This is a genomic window from Nocardia amamiensis, assembly GCF_015477605.1.
GTDB lineage: Bacteria > Actinomycetota > Actinomycetes > Mycobacteriales > Mycobacteriaceae > Nocardia > Nocardia amamiensis_A.
Map to the genome: position 1 here is coordinate 25332 of NZ_JADLQX010000020.1, position 20803 is coordinate 46134.

Below are 20803 nucleotides of genomic sequence, written 5' to 3' on the forward strand. Positions count from 1 at the left end.
CAGGACGGTGGGCATGCGGGCACAGTACCCATGCCCACCGACAGGAAATCAGTGGCGGGTTAAGCCTGCGGCATCGACGAGTTCTATTGCCTCGTCTCAGGTTTCGCGTCGGCCGCGGTCGAGGCGAACCGGCTGGATAGTCCGCTCGGCTGCCTCCGTCTCAACCGTTCCGACCGCTATGCACTCCCTTCTTTCGTGCGAGCCTGACGCAGTTGCTCTGCCAGGGCATCCAGGGCGTCGTTGGTCTTCCATTTGGCGGACATCTCGCGGTGGAGCACTCGAATGAATCTGGTCAGCCTGGATCCTGGCGTCGCCACGGCGACTCGAAGTGCGTCTGACGCTCGATCGCATGCGGCTTCGGGTTCACCGGCACCTGCCAGCGCGCATGCCAGCTCCGCGACATACCAGGTAGCCCACTCGGAGGTGAGTGTGTCGGGATCGAACCCCGCCAAGCCTCGGTTGAGCGATACGACAGCCTTGTCCCACTGCCGAGCTAGGCGATATGCCAAGCCGCGCTGCATTTCGATGAACGAGTCGGAGTAGAAGTATTGGGCGTCGGGCTGCTCGGGATCACCTAGCGCTACGAGTTCGGCGGCCCGATCGAGTTTGGCTTCCATCGCGTCGAGGTCACCCTCGATCGCATGTCCACGGCCTTCCTGCTGAACGGCCAGCGCGAGGACCGTAGGGCTCAGTGCGTCGCCATCACGCTGCGCGGCTCGGGACAAGCCGATCATCGGACCGACCTCGCCCGCCATCCAAGCGACATGACCTCGCATCGACAGCGCTGTGGAGATCATGTCCCGGTTGCCGCTCTCGGTAGCCAGTTCGAGCGCCGCGCGATAGTGCTGGACTGCGGCGGCATGGTGTCCGAGATTGGCATGGAGCCAGCCGGTGAACTGCTGCCATCCAGCGGCTACGTCGACCATATCGGTGCGCGCCGACGTCCGAGCCTCGATGGCCAGCGCTGATGCCACCCGCATTTGCCGCACTCCCAGCGGCAGAACGAGTTTGGAGCCGACCTGGTCCTCCAGCCGTCGAGTTTCCGACAGCAGTTCCGAAAAATCCTTGACCAACGCGCGATCGATGTAGCGCCGCTCCGACAAGGCCGCTGACTCACGCAAGCGCAACAAATTCGACTGATCGACGTCGGTTGCCGCGGCAACCAGACTCTCATAGATGACCGCGAGTGCCCCATCGGATCCGAGGATGCGATCAAGCTTCCGAACGATATCCGCCGCGGGTTTGCGACGGCCGTTCTCGAAACGCGAGAGCGCGCCAGGGTCGTAGCTGAGGCTGCGCGCCAATTCTCTGACCGACAGACCCGCCTGCGATCGAAGCCGTCTCAGCTCGGCTCCGAAAGCTTCCCAGTTCTCCATCCAGCCCCCTCTCCCAACCACCCTGAGCAGCGTTGCAGCATCGACGAATCATTCGGCAACGCCTTGGCCACAGTGCAACGCTAGCGCGAATTCCCTGGTCGCAGGACGCTTCTGGTAGCCCCGCCGCCGGGTTGATCCGAACCTTCATCGGTTCCCTGGCGGCGGGTGCTCACCACTTGGAGCGATCAGAAAGCAGGGGTTCGAGATGGGCAGAAGTCTGACTCGCGCCGAGCACAGCTCGCGCAACTCGTTCTACCGACGCGGTCACCGCAAGCCGTGGACGACTTCCGTCGAACTGCGGAGGGCGGGAAGTGATGGGGTTCAATTGGTGGCGGGAAGCCGAGCCGGACGCCAGTTGTCCGACGTCGCCGCAGAAGCCCCAGCTCCGCGGCGATCTCCTCACAACGACTTGCCCTCTGCTGTCAGCTCGTCGGCACAGCGCAGTTCCTCCCGCGATCTCTCCGTGGAATGCCGCGATAGATCCAACTGCGGCATGTTGAATAACCGCGTTTCACAGCGCCGGGATGGGCTCTCCCGCTATCTTCTGTCTGCTCGCAGTGCAACGAGCAGATCGGAGTCAGGAATACATGCACATCACATCGATCACGCGCCGCCTCGGGATGGCCGCAATCACCCTGGTCGCGACGGCTACCGCTTCACTTGGCATCGCCACACCACATGCGGCTGCGGCGCCGGCGCGGGATCCGATCCTTTTCGTCCACGGATGGCAGGGATCGGCGGCGGACTGGAATTACATGTGGGGCCGATTCCTGAACGCGGGATACTCCGCGGAAGAGATGGCGCGATTCAGCTACGACACCACCCAGTCGAACAAGGACATCGCGCTGGAGGTGAAAGCGCAGGTCGATGCGCTGCGCGCGAAAACAGGTGCCGCCAAGGTCGACATCGTCACCCACTCGATGGGCGGCCTGAACAGTCGCTGGTACCTGAAGAAGCTCGACGGCCTCAATTCCGTCGACGACTGGGTCTCCATCGCCGGCCCCAATCACGGCACCGACGCCGCCAACGGATGCATCGACGCCTCCTGCGAGGAGATGCGGCCCGGCTCAGCCTTCCTGGCCGAACTCAACAGCACCGACGAAACCCCCGGCCGGGTGAACTACGGCACCTGGTGGTCACCGTGCGACGAGATCATCAACCCCGATGAGAGCACCATTCTCAGCGGTGCCACCAACACCCAGACGGCGTGCATCGGCCATATAGCGCTGCTGTCGTCGTCGACGGTTTTCGAGGGCGTGCGCGACTTTGTGAAGTAGTCGGCTGAACTCCAGCCCGGCCCCGTCTCGCATCCGCGAGGCGGGGCCGAATCCCGCGCAGAGCCGGGCTTTGGTGTTGTCGGCGTCGTCGCCACCCTGATCAAGCCAGAAGTGGTTGGCGGCCAGAGCCGAACGGTGCGCTTCCACCACTACGAGCTGTCGCGGCGAAGCCGAGGCGGTATGTCCCACTGTCGCGTGTGGCCCGGCGGGCCGGGGTCGGCCGGGACGGCGTCGACGGTTTTGCTGCGCGCGAGCGCGACTGTCGCGAAGACCACCGTCGCGAGCGCGGCCACCAGCACCGCGACCAGCTCGATGTTCACATCCAGGTATTCGCCGAGCGCCAGGAATCCGAGGGTTGCGACCACCATCGGTTCGACGACCGTCGCCGCCGGAAATGATGCGTGCAGGCTTCCGGCCCGATACGAGTACTGCTGCAACACCGTGCCGGCGAGACCGATGACAATCAGCGCGTACGTCTCGGCCGAGACGAGCACCGCGTTCGCTCCCCGGCCTGCGGTCGAGACCACACCCTTGACGAGCACGGCGGCGAGACCGAACAACGCACCGGAGCACAGGCCAAGCAACACCGCCCGCCGCGGCCCCGGCCAGGCACGGGCAGCGAGCAGCGCGGCGGCGAACAACGGAATGGCGATTATCCCCACGATTACCCAGTGCAGCGTCTCGGCGTGCGGTTGGCCGGGCCGGGGGTCGCCGACCACCACCAGAATCGCGATCCCGGCGGTCAGCGCCAGCGCCCATGCCCAGTCGCCGGCAGCTACCGAGCGGCCGTTGAGCCACGCGCCCAGCGGCAGCACGAACAACAGCGACAGCACCAGCAGGGGCTGCACGAGCATGAGCGCGCCCCTACCCAATGCGGCAGCCTGGAAGGCGAATCCACCGACACCTACGAGCGTTCCCAGCCACCAATCGGGTGAGCGGAGGAGGCCACCCATGACGCTGGGCGAATCGGGCGTGCCGGCCGTTCGTGCCGCGGCACGCTGGCGGATCACCGCCCCGAGCGCTATACACACGGCCGCACTGAGGGCGAAAACTATGGCGACCTGTGAGGACGACACTCCGGTAGCCTACTCCGGGGCCTGGCCGTGCCGCGGTGCTCCACACTCCACCGTGAAGCGATGAATGCCCTTGCAGAGTCCGGTTTTAGGCGTTCACTGGACTCTTACCGGCACCGCTCGCAATCGTCCGCAGTACAGGTGGTGTCACGGCCGGGTGTGCAGGTTGCGGGAGCGCCTGCCGTGTGTACGCCACATAACAGCAGTTCCACCGCCGCTCGGGAAGGTGAAAAGCTTCCTATATCGACGTCCCCGCCGTCGGCATGAAATTCAAGAAATAACAGAATTCGCGTGATGGAAACAATTTGGAAAACATTCGACCTCAACCTTGCGTACAGGTGGTACATCTGCATGATCGGGCTTGGATCGCGAATTCCGCCCGTGAATTTTTTCGCCCGGCGTGGTCAGTGGCCCGCTCAGCGGCTCGCCGCCCGTTTCCACGGCCGGATGTGGCCACCCAGCGGCACGCCGATCTATTCATGCTGGTCAAAGGGGTGTTTTGACGAGCGCTATGCGGAAGGCAAGCGGCCACCGCGACGGAGTGGCGAGTGGCCGACTATTGCGGCGACAGCGCGGCACAGTCGTATACTCGCGCTATGTCGGATAAGTCTTCCACGGAATTCGCCGACGCGCCGGTTCTCGTGGTGCAGACGCGAGAACGCGTCTATCGACTACGCGCCGGGGGCGCATACAATGTCGGTCGCGATCCGGCGGCCGACATTGTTGTGACCGATCCGCGGGTATCTTCGTTGCACGCCGTTCTGGAGCGTGGTTCGGGCGGTTGGGAAATCGAGGACAGGGGCAGCCTCAACGGGACCTTTTTCGAGGGGCATCGAGTCGAGCGGATGCTGATCGACCACGACGAGACGTTCCAGCTCGGTCACGCCGTGGACGGTGAGCAGTTGGCCTGTTCCGTGGAGGGACAACCGGGACAACCCGCCCACGAGCCGGGCGATGATATCGGTGGCGACACGATGGTTGTCCCCGATCCCGGATACAACCTCGACGACGAAGCAACGATCACGAAGTTCGAGCCGGGCCTGCCCCGGCGGGTTTCGCGATCGTCGGCCCCGGCGGCCCACGCAGGCACGGTAGTCCGGATCACCTCGCCTACCATGCGGATCGGCCGCGCGGCCGACAACGATATCGTCGTGAATGACCTCATGGTCTCGCGCTATCACGCCGAGCTGCGCACGATCGGCCCGGGCAGATACCGGATCATCGACCTCGACAGCCACAACGGCACCTACGTCAACGGCTCCCGGGTCCACACCGCAGACCTCTCCGAATCCGATTTGATCGGCATGGGGCACACCACGTCCCGGCTGGTCGGCGACGAACTGCGCGAGACCGTCGACACCGGCGACGTGTCCGTCTCGGTGCAGAACCTCATCGTCCGGACGCCGGAAGGCAAGGTGCTCCTGGACGAGGTGAGCTTCCCCATCCCGGAGCGCTCGCTCGTCGGTGTCATCGGACCCAGTGGAGCGGGCAAGTCGACCCTGCTCGGCGCGGTCACCGGGTTGCGGCCCGCGACGGAGGGGACGGTCCGTTACGACGGACGCGACCTGTACACCGATTACGACGAGCTCCGGCATCGGATCGGGCTGGTCCCGCAGGAGGACATCCTGCACAGCCAGCTTCCGACGCGGCGCGCTCTGCTCTACGCGGCCGAACTGCGCTTCCCCGGTGACACGGGCAGCGAGGAGCGGGAGCAACGGGTCGACGAGGTCCTCGACGAACTCGGTTTGGCGCGGCACGCCGATACCCGCATCGATCGGCTTTCGGGCGGGCAGCGCAAACGCGTGAGCGTGGCACTGGAGTTGCTGACCAAGCCGTCCCTGCTGTTCCTCGACGAACCGACCTCCGGCCTCGATCCGGGCCTGGACAAAACGGTCATGGAGATGCTGTCCGAACTGGCGCATGACGGGCGGACCGTCATCGTCGTCACGCACAGCGTCGCGAATCTCGATGCCTGCGACCGCTTGCTGGTTCTGGTGCCCGGCGGGCGGCTGGCCTATTACGGGCCCCCGGAGGAGGGATTGCAGCAGTTCGGGCAACGCAGCTGGGCTGAGGTGTTCCAGGCGTTCGACCGCGAAGAAGACCGCGACTGGGCCGGTGAATTCCGGGATTCGCCACGCTTCCAGCAGTACGTGGCGGTCGGACTGACCGACGAAGTCGGCCCAGCGGAAGTACAGCGCCCACCGGCCCCACCGCCCGCGCCGCAGTCCAAGCTCAGCCAGCTCAGCACACTGTGCCGGCGATATCTGGCGGTCATCGCCTCGGACCGGAGTTATCTGGCGCTGCTCGGCGTGATGCCCCTTCTTCTCGGTGGCTTGATCGTCGCGATACCGTCGGGCGAGGGTTTCACCGGGACGCCCGGGACCAACACCGATGCCCCGACCAAGCTCATGATTCTGATATTCGCCGCATGCTTCGTCGGCACCGGCAACTCGATTCGGGAAATCGTCAAAGAGCAGACGATCTACCGCAGAGAACGCGCGGCGGGCTTGTCGGCCGGGGTCTACCTGATGTCCAAACTCCTGGTCCTGGGCGTGATCACCATCCTGCAGTCGGTGGTGTTGTTCTTCATCGGCACCATTGGTGAGACCATGCCGCCGAAAGGGGTATTCACCTCGGTCGAGCTGGAGCTGATCCTGGCGATGGCGATGATCGGGGTCGCGTCGCTGGCATTGGGCTTGCTGGTATCGGTGGCGGTGAACACCTCGGAGAAGACGCTACCGCTGCTGATCGTGCTGTCGATGGCGCAGCTGGTGCTCACCGGCGGCCTGGTACGGCTCCCTGGCACACCCGTCCTGGATCAACTGTCCTACCTGTCGCCGTCCCGTTGGGGCTACGGCGCGGGAGCCGCCACCCTCGACCTCGACACGCTCTCGCCGCACGAGGGCGCAGCCGACCCACTGTGGAAACACACCCTCGGCACGTGGCTGCTCGACATGGGAGTCACGGCCGGTCTAGGGATCATCTTCCTGGCGCTGGCCTGGTACCGCCTGTACCAGCTGCGTCCACGGCGCCGTGGTGCGCGCCCCGCGAGGATTTGACGCCACGGCGCTGGGTTCCATAGGCCGACCTCACGGGCGACGGTCACGTCCGCGAAGGAGCAGCCGAGGGCGGGGCCGTTGACCGCGGTGAGCACAGGTTTGGAGCAAGCGCACCGCGCGAGTCGGCGGCGTGCACAGGAATGATCAGCTTCCAACGGCCGGGCTGCTGAGATCGGAGTGCACGCCGCTCGGAGCTGTCAGGCGTTGTCCAGGGCCTCTTCGGTCAAGCCGAAGGCGATGACGCGGTCGGGGCGGATGCGGATCATTTCACGGGAGACGCCGGGAATGTAGGGATCGACGTCGGTGAGCGCTTCGGCGGTGCCACGGATTTCCAGGCAGCGGACGCGCCAGGGCTGGACCGAGGCGATGTCGTCGACGACGAATGCGACATGCGAATTCGTGGTGAGGTTGCGGAACTTCCGGGAGGCGCCCATGTTCCAGCCCGCGATGTCGATGGTGCCGAGGTCGGCGTTGTAGCGGAAGCCGACCGGGTTGTTCTGCGGAGTGCCGTCGGGGCGGACGGTGGCCAAGCGGCCGAGGCGCTGGGTGTGCAGGTAATCGATCTGTTCGGGGGTCAGAGTCGAGGTCATGTGGCGACCGTAGAACCTTGACCGCACTCGAGGTCAAACGATCGGTTCCTCAGCTCAGCATTTTCTTCTGCACCTTCCCCATGGCGTTGCGCGGCAAGGCGTCGACCACGCGGATCTCACGAGGACGTTTGTGCACCGAAAGTTGTCCAGCCACATGGTCGATCAGTTCGCGGTCGGTGGCCGCGCCGCGCAGCACGACGAAGGCGGTGATGCGCTGGCCGAGGTCGTCATCGGGAAGCCCGACGACCGCGGCCTCCGCGACGGCGGGGTGGCCGAGCAGCACCGTCTCCACCTCGCCCGCCCCCACGCGGTAGCCGCCGGACTTGATCAGGTCCACCGATTCCCGGCCGACGATGCGGTGGAAGCCCTCCGGGTCGATGACGGCGACGTCGCCGGTCCGAAACCAGCCGTCGCCGGTCCAGCTCTCCGCGGTGGCCTCCGGACGATTCAGGTAGCCGTCGAAGAGCATCGGGCCGAGCACTTGCAGGCCGCCGATGCTTTCCCCGTCGTGCGGGACCAAGGCGCCGGACTCGTCCACGAGCCGGGTTCGCACACCGTTCACCGGCGTGCCGACCCAGCCGGGTCGGCGCTCGCCGTCGGCCCGGGTGGACAGTGTGATCATGGTTTCGCTCATGCCGTAGCGCTCGATCGGCGCGTGCCCGGTCAGCTCGCGCAGCCGCTCGAACACGGGCACCGGTAGCGGCGCGCTTCCGGAAACCAGGAGCCGGGCGTCGGCCAATTGCTTTGCCGCGTCGGGATCGTCGACAATCCGCGACCACACGGTGGGCACGCCGAAGTACAGCGAACCTTTGGCTTCCGCGTATGCCTGCGGAGTCGGCTTACCCGTGTGGACCAGCGGACTTCCCACGCGCAGCGGGCCGAGCACGCCGAGGATCAGACCGTGCACATGGAACAGCGGAAGCCCATGTACCAGAACGTCATTCGCGGTCCATGCCCATGCATCGGCGAGCGCGTCCAGACCCGCTGCGATGGCGCCACGGCTCAACACGACACCCTTGGGCAGACCCGTGGTACCCGAGGTGTACAACACGAAAGCCGTTGTGGCCGGGTCAGGTTCGGGATAGGTGTGCCACGATCTGGCGTGCCGCCGCACCGGCACCCGCGGCAGCTCACTGTCCTCCGGCGCCTTCCCCAGCCACGCCTGCGCGCCCGAGTCGGCGAGGATGTGGGCCCGCTCAGCGGTGCCGGAGTCCGGTGGCACCGGCACCACAGTGACGCCCGCGATCAGGCAGCCGACCACCGCGAGGACAGTCTCCACGGTCGGTTCGGCCAGCACCGCCACCCGCTCCGCGCGCGCGACGCGTTCGGCCACCGAGGTGGCGGCGCCGAGCAGGTCGCTGCGCGACAGGGTGGTCCCGTCGATGGTGACGGCGTCGGGGATGTCCGCTCCGCGTGCGACGGCGAGCGGGTTCAGCGAACTGAGCAGCAGCGGCGGGGCGAACGGCATTCGACCACGCTACTTCGTCGGCTTCCAGGGTCCGCGGCGACATCCGGCCGAGCACCGCGTCGCAGATCGTTGACACCCCGCTGACGCGGTGAGAAAGTTGTTGCATAGTCTTCTCAGCACTGCGAGGTCGACGATGACCAAGCCACTTCGCCCGACGGATCGGCCCGAATCGCCGGACCCGTTCGACATCGGGCAGTACATCGACGGCATCGCCGGATTCCTCGGCGGCACCGCGAACGTCATCATGCAGCTGAGCGCGCCACCGGTCGGCTATGGCGTGGTCGAGAGCACGGTCGACAGCGGGAAAGTCATGCTGCACCCGGTCAAGCGGCTGCGCACCACTCTGACCTACCTGTCCGTGGCGATGCTAGGCACCGACGATGAGCGCGCCGCCTACCGCGAGGCGGTCAACGTCTCGCATCGCCCGGTCCGTTCGACCACGTCGAGTCCGGTGCGCTACAACGCCTTCGACCCCGCGTTGCAGCTGTGGGTCGCGGCCTGCCTGCACTGGGGCGGGAAGGATCTGTACGAGCGGATGCACGGCCCGATGGACGAGACGACCGCCGATGCCTTCCACCGGCTCGGCGCACGGCTGGGCACCACGCTGCAAATGCCCGAAACGATGTGGCCAGCCGACCGGCGCGCCTTCGACGAGTACTGGGCCGCGAACCTCGCGGCGACCCGCATCGACCCGACCGTTCGCGCCTACTTCTACGACCTCATCGACCTGCGCATGCTGCCGCGACCGGCGCAATTGGCATTCGCCCGGCTGCACCGGTTCTTCGTCACGGGCCTGCTGCCCCAGCACTTGCGCGACGAAATGGGCCTGAACTGGACCGAACGCGACGAACGCGCGCTCGGCTACATTCTGCGCGCCGTCGGCGCCGCGGAGGCCAGGCTGCCGCGGCCGATCCGCGTCTTCCCGTTCAACGCCTATCTGCTGGATATGCGCATCCGGCGGCGGCTCGGCCTGCGCCTGGTCTGAGGCGATCGGACCGCGTCCACCCGTTTCACTCCGGCAATCGCTGGGCAATCGCTGCTCCAGTAGTCCGATCCATCTGTCGCAGGTTTGTCCCGAGTCACCGACCGATGCCGCGTCCGGCGAGCCAGGAGGAACGATGGGCTATCGAATGACGACGACCGCGCTCATCGCAGGCGCGTGCCTGGCACTATTCGCGCCGGTCGCTGCGGCCGAACCCGAGGAGAGCGGCGCGGCTTCCGTGCCGCCTCGCACCGCGATCTCCGTGCGCACCACCTTCGGCATCGGATGGGGCACCGCCAACGAACACGAATCGCGCTCGAGCCTGTCGCTGGCCAAGCTGTTCATGGCCGACTACGCCCTGCGCCACGGTGACGGCTCAGCCGAGGACCGCGCCCTGGCCGAACGGATGATCCGCTATTCCGACGACGGGGCCGCCAGCCAGATGGAGGCCAAATATCCGCAGGCGGTCGCCGCCATCGCTCAGGAGTACGGCCTCACCGAGACGGTGCCCGGCCCCAGCTGGGGTGCCGGGGCGACGAGCGTCGCGAACGTATCCGACTTCCTCGTCGCCAAACTGCGCGCCGATCCCGGATCGCCGATCTTCGAGTGGATGGCCGCCGCCGGCTCCATGGCCCAAGACGGCACCGAACAGGATTGGGGCACCGCACGCTGGCCATTCGTGCTCGGCACCAAATGGGGCTGGTCGGATTTCGGCGAGCCGGAGGTCGCCTCGGCGTCCTACGGCAACGGCTTCGCGGTGACGGCGCACACCCGCGGCACCGCGGCCGAGCAGACCGCCGACGTCCTCGCCGCGCTCGGCGCGATGATGAGCGGGCAACCGCACTTCCGCTGAACAGGCGCGCGCCGATCCGGGGATCGCTACGGCACCCGGAACGACACCACCACGTGGTCGCGCGCGAATTGCCGGATCGCGGCGTCGTCGCCGAGCGGGATCACCGTCTGCGGGGTCAGCGCCAGGGAAAGCGCTGTGCGGGCGATCATCTCGGCCAAGGGCTCCGGGTCGTACTCCGGCAGCTTGCCCTCGCCCTGTAGCCGCGTGATGAACTCGGCGAGGTAGTCCCTGCCGAGTTCGATGACGGGGGCGCCTTCGGTGGTGAGGTAGGGCAGCACGAGTTCGGGCTCGGTCGCCAACAGCCGGTGGATCAGCCGGTTTCCGCGCAAGCCGGTGATGAACGCGGCGAACAGCTCGACGATCTGATCCTCGGCACTCGCGTCACGGTCGACCTGCCGTTGCAGCGCGGCGTCGACTTGCTCGATGAACTCCCGGGTCTGGCGCAGCCCGACGGCCTTGATCAGATCGGATTTGCTGGCGAAGCGCCGGTAGAGCGTGGCCAGCGACAGCCCGCACCGGCGCGCGACCTCGACCATGCTGGTGCGCTTGATGCCGAAGTCAAGGAACGCCACCAGCGCCGCGTCCAGCACACGGGCCTGATTGCGGTCCTCCGGTGCCGCGCTGCGCACGAGCGGCAGCAGTCTGGTCAGCGCGGCCATACCTCCACCCTTCTCCGCGTCGGCGAAACAATGACACTTCCAGCATCGCATACCATCACGGCAGCGCCGCGCGATTGACATAGTGAACGAGAGAATGACAAAGTGAGAGCATAATCTTCTCATTGCTCGGCCGTGGGTCGGGCGGATACCGAAAGACGAGGTCAACGATGACCGCGCCGCTGGGCACCACCGAGCACGAGCCGGATCCGGACCCGATTCTGACCCCGGAGACCGTCGCGGAATACCTGGACGGAATCGCCGCGTTCCTCGGCGGCACCGCCAACGTCATCCTGCAGCTGAGCCTGCGGCCGGTCGGCCGCGGTGTCTTGGAGAGCACCGTCGACAGCGGCAAGGTGACCCTGCACCCGATCAAGCGGCTGCGCACCACCTTGACCTACCTCGCGGTCGCGCTCCTGGGTTCGGACGCCGAACGCGCCGCCTACCGCGCGGCGGTCAATGTCTCGCACCGCCCGGTGCGCTCCACCGCGGCGAGCCCGGTGAAATACAACGCCTTCGACCCGAACCTGCAACTGTGGGTGGCTGCGTGCCTGTACTGGGGCATCGACGATCTATACACGCGAATGCACGGCCCGATGGACCCCGCCACCGCTGACGCCTTCTATCACTACGCCGCGCGCTTGGGCACCACACTGCAGATGCGACCGGAGATGTGGCCCGCGAACCGTGCCGATTTCCAACGGTATTGGGATGAGAACCTGAAGCAGCGCGCCATCGAACCAGCCCTGCGGGACTACTTCGAAGATCTGATCGATCTGAAGATGATGCCGCGTCCGGTGCAGGCGGTCTTCGCCGGGCTGCAGCGGTTCGTCGTCACCGGCCTGCTGCCCCAGCACCTGCGCGACGAGATGGGCATGAGCTGGACCGAGCGCGATCAGCGTCGCTTCGATCGGCTGCTGCGGGCCATCGCGGCGGTGCAGACCCGGCTGCCGAAGCCGGTGCGGATGTTCCCGCTCAATGCCTATCTGCTCGACCTGCGCATCCGGATGCGTTTGGGGAAACCTCTGGTGTAGCGGATCAGGTGTCCATGTGCGGGTAGCGGTACTCGACCGGCGGAACGAAGGTCTCCTTGATCGTGCGTGGCGCGACCCAGCGCAGTAGGTTCAGCGGCGAGCCCGCCTTGTCGTCGGTGCCGGAGGCGCGGGCGCCGCCGAACGGCTGCTGGCCCACCACCGCACCGGTCGGCTTGTCGTTGACGTAGAAGTTGCCCGCCGCGAATCGCAGTGCGGCGTCGGCCTGTTCGATCGCGTTCCGGTCTTGTGCGAACACCGCGCCGGTCAACGCGTAGGGCGCGGCGGACTCGACTTCGGCGAGAATAGCGCTGTACGCGCCGGGTTCTGCGTCGTCGTAGACGTACACCGACAGAATCGGTCCGAAGTACTCGGTGGCGAACGATTCGTCGTGGGGGTTGTCGGTCAGGAACACGGTCGGCCGGACGAACCAGCCTTCGCTGTCGTCGTAGGTGCCGCCGACCGGAATAGTGAGACCGGTGTCCCTGGCGCGCTGGATCGCCGCCACATTCTTGTCGAATGCCCGTCGATCGATCAGCGCCCCACCGAAATTCGACAGATCCGCGACGTCGCCATAGCTCAGCTCCTCGGCGACGTGCAGGAAGTCGTCGCCCATCGCGCGCCACACCGACCGCGCGATATAGGCGCGCGAGGCCGCCGAGCACTTCTGGCCTTGATACTCGTAGGCGCCGCGAATCAGGGCGGTGCGCAACGTATCCGGATCGGCGGAGGAGTGCGCGACGATGAAGTCCTTACCGCCGGTCTCCCCGACCAGACGCGGATAGCCATGGTAGCGGCCGATGTTCGCGCCGACTTGCTGCCAGAGATACTGGAACGTCTTGGCCGAGCCGGTGAAATGGATACCGGCCAACCGAGGATCGGTCAGCGCTACCTCCGACAGCTGCACACCGTCCCCGGTGACCATGTTGATCACGCCGGGGGGCAGGCCCGCCGCCTCGAGCAACCGCATGGTGTAGAACGCCGACAAGGTCTGGGTGGGCGATGGCTTCCACACCACGGTGTTGCCCATCAGCGCGGGAGCGGTCGGCAGATTACCGGCGATCGCGGTGAAATTGAACGGGCTGATGGCGTAGACGAAACCCTCGAGCGGCCGGTAGTCCATCCGGTTCCACATCCCCGCGCTGGACTGCGGCTGCTGCGCGAGGATGCCGCGCGCGAAGGACACGTTGAACCGCCAGAAGTCGACCAACTCGCACGGCGCGTCGATCTCGGCCTGCTGGGCGGATTTCGACTGGCCGAGCATGGTGGCGGCGGCGACGGTCTCCCGCCACGGGCCGGCCAGCAGGTCGGCCGCGCGCAACAGCACCGCGGCGCGTTCCTCGAACGGCAGCGCCCGCCAACCAGGTGCGGCCGCCATCGCGGCGTCGATCGCTCCGTGTGCTTCCGAATGCGTAGTGTCGGTATAGGTACCCAGCACTTGTCGGCGCCGATGCGGCGCGAGGATGTCGTGTCGTTCGCCGATGCCCGGCCGGTGTTTGCCGCCGATCACCAGCGGCACGTCGACGGGCTCGGCGGACAGCTCAGCAAGTTTGCCGATCAATAGCTCACGTTCCGGGCTGCCGGGCGCATAGGAGTGCACCGGCTCATTGGTCGGCGTGGGGACAACCGTGACAGCGTCCATACTTCAGGCTAGCTCTCCCGGCCCGACGGGCGCGGCTGCCGACACGCTCGCCAGTCAGGATCAGCGCGATCCGCCTCCGGCCGTCAGTCCGCGGTGAGGCGTTCGGCCGCCGCGGCGATGCGCTCGTCGGTCGCGGTGAGCGCGATGCGCACGTGCTCGGCCGCGCCGGGGCCGTAGAAGTCGCCGGGCGCGGCCAGGATGCCGCGGTCGGCCAGCCAGTCCAGCGTGGTGCGGCACGGCTCGCCGCGCGTCGACCACAGATACAGGCCCGCCTCCGAGTGATCGATCCGGAAATCGGCTTCCACCAGCGCCTTTCGCAGCACTTCGCGACGTGCCCGGTACCGCTCACGCTGCTGTGACTCATGCGCGTCGTCGCTCAGCGCGGCCGTCATCGCGGCCTGGATCGGGAAGGGCACCATCATCCCCGAGTGCTTGCGCACCTCGAGCAGTTCGGCCACCAGTGCCGGGTCGCCCGCCACGAATCCGGCCCGGTAACTGGCCAGGTTGGAGGTCTTGGACAGCGAATGCAACGCGAGCAGGTTGGTGTGATCGCCGTCGCACACCTCGGGGTCGAGCAGTGAGACCGCGCGACCCTCCCAGGCCAGTCCCAGGTAGCACTCGTCGGAGGCGACGATCGCGCCTCGTTCGCGCGCGAACGCAACCACCTTGCGCAGGTGATCGACGCCGAGTACGCGGCCGGTCGGGTTGGACGGCGAGTTCACGTAGATCAGCGCGGGCGTCTGCGGACCGAGCCGGGTCAGCCCGTCGGCGCGCAGCACCTGCGCGCCCGCCAGCAGCGCGCCCACCTCGTAGGTGGGGTACGCGACCTCGGGGACGACCACCAAGTCGCCGGGGCCGAGACCGAGCAGCCGGGGAAGCCCGGCGATCAGTTCCTTGGTGCCGATCGCGGGCAGCACCGCCGCAGGATCGAGACCGGTGATCCCATAGCGCCGCTTCAGCGCGTCGACCGCGGCCGCGCGGAGCTCGGGTGTGCCGTGCGTGGTCGGGTATCCGGGCACCTCGGCGACGGAGTTCAACGCCGCCCGGATCAACGGATCGACCGGGTCGACGGGGGTGCCGACGGACAGATCGACGATCCCGCCGGGATGAGCGGCCGCCTTCACCTTGACCGAAGCGATGGTGTCCCAGGGAAAATCGGGCAGCCGGCCGCTGACCCGGCCACGCGGTGACACGTCAGATCTCACTCGCTCGCCATCGGGGGCAGTTCCTTGATGAACGGCGGGTCGTAGTCGACCTTGCCGACCTTCGTGGCGCCGCCGGGTGAGCCCAGCTCGTCGAAGAAATCGACGTTGGCGTTCACGTATCCGCTCCACTGGTCCGGGGTGTCGTCTTCGTAGAAGATCGCCTCCACCGGGCACACCGGCTCACATGCACCACAGTCCACGCACTCGTCGGGATGGATGTACAGCATGCGACCGCCCTCGTAGATGCAGTCCACGGGGCATTCCTCGATGCATGCCTTGTCCTTCACGTCAACGCACGGTTCAGCGATGATGTACGGCACTGCCGCTCTCCTAGTCTGTCCTCGCCTGCGGGATAGTCCGCCCGGCGAAACCCTATCCCGGCAACCCCACGTTACTACTGGTCAGCCTGCCCTAACTCAGGGTGTTCTGCACGCGGGACTCCGGTGCGAAATCCACTCCGCCACCTGGCGCGCTCTGTCCCGCGTCTCCAGGCATTTCAGGTCGTACCAGTAAGTGCCGCGGGACCCGCGTCCAGATCCCGCGTGCGGTGCCGCTCTTGTTCTGGACGTACCCGGCGAATTACCCGATGTGCTCTCGAAATCACTCGTTGATTTCGCACAGCACAGTCACCCCGGAACACGGCCGATCGGCGCTACCCCACTGTCAAGGGGAGTGCCGACATCGTGCGCTGCGGGACGCCGTAGGTCGTGGTCCGCTCCCGGGCCGGTCGGCCGATGCCCGCCGCGATCTCCACCAGCTCGGCGACGGTCTTCGCCGATCCGTGCTGCGATCCGGCCATCCGGGAGATGGTCTCCTCCATCAGCGTGCCGCCCAGATCGTTGGCGCCGCTGTTCAGCATCACCCGTGTTCCGGTGGTCCCGAGCTTGACCCAGCTGGTCTGGATGTTCGGGATCCGGCCGTGCAGCATGATCCTGGCCAGCGCATGGGCGGCGCGGTTGTCCCGGTTCGTCGGCCCGGGTCGCGCCGCACCGGCCAGGTACAGCGGCGCGCTCTGATGGACGAACGGCAGCAGCACGAATTCGGTGAAACCGCCGGTCTGATCCTGGATTCCGCGCAGCACCCGCAGGTGCCCGACCCAGTGCTTCGGATTGTCCACGTGGCCGTACATCATGGTGGAGCTGGACCGGATGCCCACCTGGTGCGCCGTGGTGATCACCTCGATCCACGCCGAGGTGGGCAACTTGCCCTTGGTGAGCACCCAGCGCACCTCGTCGTCCAAGATCTCCGCGGCCGTGCCGGGAATGGTGTCCAGACCGGCTTCTTTCAACGCGACCAGCCAGTCCCGGATGCTCTGGCCGCCGCGCGAGGCGCCGTTGACGATCTCCATCGGACTGAACGCGTGCACATGCATCGACGGCACGCGCTGCTTGACCGCGCGCACCAAGTCCGCATACCCGGTGACCGGCAGGTCGGGGTCGATGCCGCCCTGCATGCACACCTCAGTGGCGCCGTCGACGTGCGCCTCCCAAGCCCGGTCGGCGACCTCGTCCATGCTCAGCGTGAACGCGTCGGCGTCGCCTTTGCGCTGGGCGAAGGCGCAGAACCGGCACCCGGTGTAGCAGATATTGGTGAAGTTGATGTTCCGGTTGACCACATAAGTGACGTCGTCGCCGACCGTGTCGCGACGCAACTGATCGGCCAGTGCGGCGACCGCGTCGAGTTCGGCGCCGTCGGCGGTGGCCAGCGCGAGATACTCGCCGTCGCCGAGCCCGGCCGGGTCGCGTTCGGCGGCACGCAGCGCGGCGAGCACGTCCGAGTCCAGCCGCCGCGGCGTCGTGACCGCGAGATCGCGCGCCTGCTCGCGGATGGTGTCCCAGTCGCCGAACGCGCCGACGACGTCCTGGCCGAGCCCGGCGTCGCTGCGGTGCTCGGTGTTGCGGCCATCGATATCGATGGCGGTGTTGAGGTCGACGCGTCCGGTCGATTCCCAGGACTCGTCCGGCTCCTGCCAGGGCAGGCCCACCGGAATCGCATCCGGATCCGCCAACCCGGTCGCCGGATCGGTGAGCGCGGCGACGTGCGCGCCGATGCGCGGATCGACCCACGGATTGCCCGCCCGCACGTACTTCGGGTGCGCGGAGGTGCGCTCGACCAGCTGATAGCCCGCCGCCTCGGTGATCTCACGCAGCGTGTCGAGATTCGGCCACGGCCGCTCGGGGTTCACATGGTCGGGCGTCACCGGCGACACACCGCCCCAGTCATCGATGCCCGCGTCGATCAGCGCGCGGCACTCGGCATGCGACACCAGGTTCGGCGGCGCCTGCACCGGCACGTCGGGTCCGAGCAGGATGCGGGTGACGGCGATGGTGGCGAGGAATTCATCCAGTCCCGCGTCCGGCACGTCCCGCATCGCGGTGTCGTCCTTGGCGCGGAAGTTCTGCACGATGACTTCCTGGATGTGCCCGAAAGCCTTGTGCTGCTTGCGGATCGCCATGATCGACTCGGCTCGCTCGGCCATCGTCTCGCCGATGCCGACCAGGATGCCGGTGGTGTAGGGCACCGAGAGCCGGCCCGCGTCGGTGATGGCGCGCAGCCGCACCGCGGGGTCTTTGTCCGGGCTGCCGTAGTGGCAGTTGCCCTTCTCGGTGAACAGCCTGGTCGCCGTGGTCTCCAGCATCATGCCCATGGACTGCGCCACCGGCTTGAGCCGCGCGATCTCCGCCCACGACAGCACACCCGGATTGAGGTGTGGCAGCAGGCCGGTCTCCTCCAGCACCATGATCGACACGGCGCGCAGGTAGTCCAGCGTCGAGTCGTAGCCGCGCTCGTCCAGCCACTGGGCGGCCTCCGGCCAGCGGTCCTCGGGCCGATCCCCTAGCGTGAACAGGGCCTCTTTGCACCCGAGCGCCGCGCCGCGGCGGGCGATGTCGAGCACTTCGTCGGGTTCGAGGAACATGCCCTTGCCCTCGGCGCGCAGCTTGCCCGGCACGGTGACGAACGTGCAGTAGTGGCACTTGTCCCGGCACAGACGCGTCAGCGGGATGAAGACGTTGCGGGAATAGCTGATCGTCTTCGGACGGCCCGCCGAGGCGAGCCCGGCGTCGCGCACCCGGGCGGCACTGCGACAGAGGTCGGCGAGGTCGTCACCGGTCGCGTGCAACAGCACCGCGGCCTCGTCCACGTTCAACGTGACACCGTCGCGGGCCCTGCGCAGCGCCCGGCGCATGGCCGATGGACTGGGCGGCGCCGGCGGGACGCTCGGGTTCGGTAGGTCGGTCACGCCCTCGATCATGCGCTACACATCCGGAACTGTCTCCCTCCAGTGCTCGAGAGTGAGGCGAAGCGGACCAGCCGCCGCGCTCACCACGGCGCCCACGCTGGACGCGGCCGCCGTTGAGCGTTGACAACTGTGCGGCGCGCGAGGCTATTCCGGGGGTGGGGTCGGTGCGCACGACATCGCCTCGGTCCGCGGGCGATTGCCTGCGACAGCGGCTGCGCGATCGTGCAACCATGGCAGGATGTCGCAGTCGCGCACGATCTTGGCCGACCCGGCCTGGCGCCCCAGCCCGAAGGCGAAGCTGCTGTGGACCGCGCAGGCTGCGATGGCCTGGGTGATTCCCTTCGCGGCGCAGATCGTGTGGGCACTGCTGGACTCCGCGCACCGCGGCTGGCAACTCGGCGTCTTCCTGGTCACGTTGGCGCTGGCCGCGCTGAACATCGGCGTCGTGCCGTGGTGGCGGTACACCGTGCACCGCTGGGAGGTGACCGACGAGGCGGTGTACACCAGGGTCGGCTGGCTCACCCAGGAGAGCCGGGTCGCGCCGATCTCGCGGGTGCAGACGGTCGACACCGAACGCGGACCCCTGGAACGTCTGCTCGGCCTGGCGACGGTCACCGTGACCACCGCCTCCTCGGCGGGCGCGGTGCAGATCACCGCCCTCGATCTCCCCATCGCCGAGGAGACCGTGACCCGGTTGACCCGGATCGCCGCCCAGCACCGCGGGGACGCGACATGAGTGAACGCACCGCAAACCCTGCCGAGGCGGGCGCCGCGCAGGCGGGGCAGCCGTGGCAGCGGCTCGACAAGCGGATGCTGCTGGTCCATCCGATCACCGAGGTGGTGAAGTTCATCCCGGTGCTGATCGGTTCGGTGATCCTCGGTACGAGCAGCGGCAATCATGTATGGAGCATCATCCCGGTGGTGCTGATCGTCGGGTTCGCGCTCACCCGCTGGTTCACCACGACGTACCGGGTCGGACCGACGCACGTCGAGTTGCGGACCGGGTTGCTGCAGCGCAAGAAGCTGTCGGTGCCGCGATCGCGCATCCGTTCGGTGGACATCGAAGCGGATCTGCTGCATCGGGTGCTCGGGCTCGCCGTCCTGGCGATCGGAACGGGGCAGCAGGCCGATTCCGGTGAGCAGTTCAAGCTCGACGCCTTGGACGCGCGGGTCGTGCCGCCCTTGCGCGCCGCGCTGCTCGCGCACGCGGCGGGCCAAGTGGATGAAGCCGAGGAACGAAAAGTACCGCCGGAGAACGCATCTATCGGTCTCGCTACGACACGAACTCCGGCGCATGAGATCGGTCATTGGCGTCCGGCGTGGGTGCGCTACGCCCCGCTGTCGCTGACCGGGTTCGCGATCGTCGCGCCGATCGTCGGCGTCGCTTTCCAGTACGGACTCGGCGAGATCGTGTTCCAGTCGGACGCCGTGCACGACGTGGAAGACGGCGGCGGGGCGGCCTTGGCGCTCGCTGGTGCCGCGCTGCTGTGCGCCATCGTCCTCTTGGTCAGCGCCGCCGCGTGCGCGCACTACCTGACCACCTATTTCGGGTTGCGCGTCAGCGATGACGGCAAGACCTTGCAGTTGCGCCACGGCCTGTTCACCACGCGCCAGATCACCCTGGATCTGGCCCGCCTGCGCGGGGCCACAGTGAAGGAACCGCTGCTACTGCGCTTGGCGGGCGGCGCCGAGCTCGAGGCGATCATGACCGGCGAGAATCCGCGGCAGAAGATCCTGCCGCAGGCACCGCGCCGCGCGGTCGAACACACCCTGAGCCATCTGCTCGCCCCGGAGAAGATGCGCGACAACGATATTCCCGTCCTCGCGGACGCGATCCCCAGTGGCGCAGGGGCATCGGATGCCAGTCCGGCGCCGGGCAGCACGCCGTTGATCGCGCACGGCTCGGCCGCACGGCGGCGCAGGCACACGCGCGCACTCGCTCCGGTCGCATTCCTCGCCGTCGCGATGGCTTATCTCGGCCTGGCCGGAGCGGGCTATTCGCCGTGGTGGTGGTTGCTGCCCGGCCTCGCCGCTCCGGTCGCGATCGCCCTGGCGGAAGACCGTTACCGCGGCCTCGGCCACGCCGTACTTTCCCGCACGGCCACCAGCCCGACCTGGCTGATCACCCGCTCCGGATCCCTCGATCGGGACCGGGACTGCCTCGAGGCGCCCGGCGTGATCGGCTGGACCGTGCGTCGGACCTTCTTCCAGCGCCGCGCCGGAGTCGCCACGGTGGTCGCGGCGACCGCGGCGGGCAAGAAGCGCTACGCGGTGGTCGACATCCCGATCGACGAGGCATGGGAGCTCATCGAGGCCGTGACACCGGGGCGGCTCGGCACGCGCTGACAGC

16 protein-coding genes are annotated in these 20803 nt (G+C 67.3%); 7 read left to right on the forward strand and 9 right to left on the reverse strand.

Going from position 1 to position 20803, the window contains the following annotated elements:
* Window positions 1–176: 176 nt before the first annotated feature.
* The gene (locus IU459_RS24535) at window positions 177–1376 is read right to left on the reverse strand and encodes a helix-turn-helix domain-containing protein (RefSeq protein ID WP_195131920.1); all 1200 of its coding nucleotides are present in this window, start codon (window positions 1374–1376) and stop codon (window positions 177–179) included.
* 587 nt (window positions 1377–1963) lie between these two features.
* On the opposite strand from IU459_RS24535, the gene IU459_RS24540 reads away from it, so the two are divergent.
* Window positions 1964–2653 carry an esterase/lipase family protein gene (locus IU459_RS24540; RefSeq protein ID WP_195131921.1) on the forward strand — a complete coding sequence of 230 codons (690 nt, stop codon included), beginning with the start codon at window positions 1964–1966 and terminating at the stop codon, window positions 2651–2653.
* Between the two features lie 149 nt (window positions 2654–2802).
* On the opposite strand, the gene IU459_RS24545 is transcribed toward IU459_RS24540, so the two are convergent.
* On the reverse strand, window positions 2803–3729 hold the full coding sequence (locus tag IU459_RS24545) for a DMT family transporter (RefSeq protein ID WP_195131922.1): 927 nt from the start codon (window positions 3727–3729) through the stop codon (window positions 2803–2805).
* A 593-nt stretch (window positions 3730–4322) separates the two neighbouring features.
* Between IU459_RS24545 and IU459_RS24550 the strand changes: the two genes are divergently transcribed.
* A complete protein-coding gene (locus IU459_RS24550; RefSeq protein ID WP_195131923.1) occupies window positions 4323–6785 on the forward strand; it encodes an FHA domain-containing protein in 2463 nt (820 codons plus the stop codon).
* 197 nt (window positions 6786–6982) lie between these two features.
* On the opposite strand, the gene IU459_RS24555 is transcribed toward IU459_RS24550, so the two are convergent.
* Window positions 6983–7375, reverse strand: coding sequence for a PPOX class F420-dependent oxidoreductase (locus IU459_RS24555; protein ID WP_195131924.1), 393 nt, complete (start codon window positions 7373–7375; stop codon window positions 6983–6985).
* A 49-nt stretch (window positions 7376–7424) separates the two neighbouring features.
* Window positions 7425–8843 (reverse strand): acyl-CoA synthetase, encoded by a 1419-nt coding sequence (locus IU459_RS24560; RefSeq protein WP_195131925.1) that lies wholly within the window; start codon window positions 8841–8843, stop codon window positions 7425–7427.
* A 133-nt stretch (window positions 8844–8976) separates the two neighbouring features.
* On the opposite strand from IU459_RS24560, the gene IU459_RS24565 reads away from it, so the two are divergent.
* Window positions 8977–9828, forward strand: a complete 852-nt coding sequence (locus tag IU459_RS24565) for an oxygenase MpaB family protein (RefSeq protein WP_195131926.1) — start codon at window positions 8977–8979, stop codon at window positions 9826–9828.
* Window positions 9829–9961: 133 nt separating this feature from the next.
* On the forward strand, window positions 9962–10678 hold the full coding sequence (locus tag IU459_RS24570; protein ID WP_228838452.1) for a hypothetical protein: 717 nt from the start codon (window positions 9962–9964) through the stop codon (window positions 10676–10678).
* A gap of 26 nt (window positions 10679–10704) precedes the next feature.
* Here IU459_RS24570 and IU459_RS24575 read toward each other — a convergent pair whose 3' ends face one another.
* On the reverse strand, window positions 10705–11337 hold the full coding sequence (locus IU459_RS24575) for a TetR/AcrR family transcriptional regulator (RefSeq protein ID WP_195131927.1): 633 nt from the start codon (window positions 11335–11337) through the stop codon (window positions 10705–10707).
* 167 nt (window positions 11338–11504) lie between these two features.
* Between IU459_RS24575 and IU459_RS24580 the strand changes: the two genes are divergently transcribed.
* Window positions 11505–12368 (forward strand): oxygenase MpaB family protein, encoded by an 864-nt coding sequence (locus IU459_RS24580; RefSeq protein WP_195131928.1) that lies wholly within the window; start codon window positions 11505–11507, stop codon window positions 12366–12368.
* A 4-nt stretch (window positions 12369–12372) separates the two neighbouring features.
* On the opposite strand, the gene pruA is transcribed toward IU459_RS24580, so the two are convergent.
* The 4 genes from pruA to IU459_RS24600 all read right to left on the reverse strand — a co-directional run bounded on the left by pruA (window position 12373) and on the right by IU459_RS24600 (window position 18465).
* Entirely contained in the window at window positions 12373–14007 is a 1635-nt protein-coding gene (gene pruA / locus IU459_RS24585; RefSeq protein ID WP_195131929.1) for an L-glutamate gamma-semialdehyde dehydrogenase, read from the reverse strand.
* 83 nt (window positions 14008–14090) lie between these two features.
* The gene (gene dapC, locus IU459_RS24590; RefSeq protein ID WP_195132012.1) at window positions 14091–15200 is read right to left on the reverse strand and encodes a succinyldiaminopimelate transaminase; all 1110 of its coding nucleotides are present in this window, start codon (window positions 15198–15200) and stop codon (window positions 14091–14093) included.
* A gap of 8 nt (window positions 15201–15208) precedes the next feature.
* Complete coding sequence (gene fdxA, locus IU459_RS24595) at window positions 15209–15532, reverse strand: ferredoxin (RefSeq protein ID WP_014987978.1); 324 nt, start codon at window positions 15530–15532, stop codon at window positions 15209–15211.
* Between the two features lie 332 nt (window positions 15533–15864).
* A complete protein-coding gene (locus IU459_RS24600) occupies window positions 15865–18465 on the reverse strand; it encodes a bifunctional FO biosynthesis protein CofGH (RefSeq protein WP_195131930.1) in 2601 nt (866 codons plus the stop codon).
* 226 nt (window positions 18466–18691) lie between these two features.
* Here IU459_RS24600 and IU459_RS24605 point away from each other — a divergent pair, with 226 nt between their 5' ends.
* Together IU459_RS24605 and IU459_RS24610 are read left to right on the forward strand one after the other, a co-directional pair.
* Window positions 18692–19189, forward strand: coding sequence for a PH domain-containing protein (locus tag IU459_RS24605; RefSeq protein ID WP_195131931.1), 498 nt, complete (start codon window positions 18692–18694; stop codon window positions 19187–19189).
* The gene (locus IU459_RS24610; protein WP_195131932.1) at window positions 19186–20799 is read left to right on the forward strand and encodes a PH domain-containing protein; all 1614 of its coding nucleotides are present in this window, start codon (window positions 19186–19188) and stop codon (window positions 20797–20799) included. Before IU459_RS24605 ends, IU459_RS24610 begins: the two co-directional genes overlap by 4 nt.
* Window positions 20800–20803 lie beyond the last annotated feature (4 nt).

Bases quoted from the DNA above. Each gene is read 5' to 3' on its own strand.
- IU459_RS24535 (WP_195131920.1), bottom strand. From the start codon at position 1,376: ATGGAGAACTGGGAAGCTTTCGGAGCCGAGCTGAGACGGCTTCGATCG.
- IU459_RS24540 (WP_195131921.1), top strand. From the start codon at position 1,964: ATGCACATCACATCGATCACGCGCCGCCTCGGGATGGCCGCAATCACC.
- IU459_RS24550 (WP_195131923.1), top strand. From the start codon at position 4,323: ATGTCGGATAAGTCTTCCACGGAATTCGCCGACGCGCCGGTTCTCGTG.
- IU459_RS24555 (WP_195131924.1), bottom strand. From the start codon at position 7,375: ATGACCTCGACTCTGACCCCCGAACAGATCGATTACCTGCACACCCAG.
- IU459_RS24560 (WP_195131925.1), bottom strand. From the start codon at position 8,843: ATGCCGTTCGCCCCGCCGCTGCTGCTCAGTTCGCTGAACCCGCTCGCC.
- IU459_RS24565 (WP_195131926.1), top strand. From the start codon at position 8,977: ATGACCAAGCCACTTCGCCCGACGGATCGGCCCGAATCGCCGGACCCG.
- IU459_RS24570 (WP_228838452.1), top strand. From the start codon at position 9,962: ATGGGCTATCGAATGACGACGACCGCGCTCATCGCAGGCGCGTGCCTG.
- IU459_RS24575 (WP_195131927.1), bottom strand. From the start codon at position 11,337: ATGGCCGCGCTGACCAGACTGCTGCCGCTCGTGCGCAGCGCGGCACCG.
- IU459_RS24580 (WP_195131928.1), top strand. From the start codon at position 11,505: ATGACCGCGCCGCTGGGCACCACCGAGCACGAGCCGGATCCGGACCCG.
- pruA (WP_195131929.1), bottom strand. From the start codon at position 14,007: ATGGACGCTGTCACGGTTGTCCCCACGCCGACCAATGAGCCGGTGCAC.
- IU459_RS24600 (WP_195131930.1), bottom strand. From the start codon at position 18,465: ATGATCGAGGGCGTGACCGACCTACCGAACCCGAGCGTCCCGCCGGCG.
- IU459_RS24605 (WP_195131931.1), top strand. From the start codon at position 18,692: ATGTCGCAGTCGCGCACGATCTTGGCCGACCCGGCCTGGCGCCCCAGC.
- IU459_RS24610 (WP_195131932.1), top strand. From the start codon at position 19,186: ATGAGTGAACGCACCGCAAACCCTGCCGAGGCGGGCGCCGCGCAGGCG.